We start from the raw sequence: 1,110 nt of genomic DNA on the forward strand, positions 1-1,110 counted from the left end.
GGCTCTTCCGGTTTTAGAGTGCATTGATTTTGTGTCGGATGTTGGCGGCGTGGATCAGGCACCGCAATATGTAGTGGTCGAGGTTGCGGAAGCCGAGGGCTATGCCGCGTAGGAATTCCAACCGACCGTTAATCGCTTCGACAGGCCCGTTGGATACTCCGTGGTCGAAGTAGGCGAGGATGTCTTTGCGGCGTTTGTTCATGGTCCTGCCGAGCTGCGCGATCTCAGCGATCCCGGCGTCTTTGATGTCAACAAGCGTGTCAATGAGCGTGCTCATGGCTTTCTTGGCTGCTTGCTTGTTGGGATTGTTGTAGCAGCTTATGACTTGTTGGTAGTAGGTCCAGGTCTCTTGTAGCGGCGCGTAGTCGTCGTCGAAGTCAAACAGTTCCTCAAGCCTCCCGCGTTGCTTGTCGGTGAGTAGGTGCTCGGTGGTCAACAGTGTTTTCCGGTTGCGGTAGAGCGGGTCTTTGCTGCGGCCACGTCGGCCTGTTGTTTCTAACTGGAGCCTGGTGCGGCACTTGGTGAGCTTGTCACCGGCCAGGCGTACAACGTGGAACGGGTCCATGACTTGGGTGGCGTTGGGAATGACTTCGCCAGCGGCGGTGGCATAGCCTTGGAAGCCGTCCATGCTGATGATTTTGACCTGATCGCGGAACTGCTCGCTGTGATTATTCAGCCATGTTCGTAACGCGTCAGCGCTTCTGCCTGGGACAACGTCAAGAAGCCGAGCGGGGCGGATGACGTTTCCATCCTTGTCGTGGTGGTCGGTCATATCAACGATGACGGTGACGTATCCGTCGCGCCATTTGCGTCGGTTGTGCGACCAGCGATGCTCATCAACACCGATGACCTTGACCCCGTCGAGGTAGTGCTCGTCGTTGTAGATCAAGTCCTGGACAGCGGCTAAGGCCAAGGCGTTGGTGGTATCCCACCCCAGGCCTAATGACTTGGCTGCAGCGGCAACGCTCATCCGATCTAGGCAGAGTCGTTGCAGGATCCAGCGGGTCACCCTGTCCGTGGTCTTTGAATTGTCGGGCGCGCAGGTAAGGCCCGCGCGGAAGATCTTCTGCAAGCAGCGCTTGTTGGTGCACCGGTAGCGTGGAAGGCGCA

At 57.6% G+C, this 1,110-nt stretch carries 1 protein-coding gene; it reads right to left on the bottom strand.

Annotated elements, in window-relative coordinates:
• Positions 1 to 13 precede the first annotated feature (13 nt).
• A partial coding sequence (locus HMPREF3153_RS05095) for an ISL3 family transposase (RefSeq protein ID WP_246817167.1) occupies positions 14 to 1,110 on the bottom strand: 1,097 nt, incomplete at its 5' end.

Origin of the sequence: Corynebacterium sp. HMSC06C06, from assembly GCF_001807295.1 — a bacterium.
GTDB lineage: Bacteria > Actinomycetota > Actinomycetes > Mycobacteriales > Mycobacteriaceae > Corynebacterium > Corynebacterium striatum.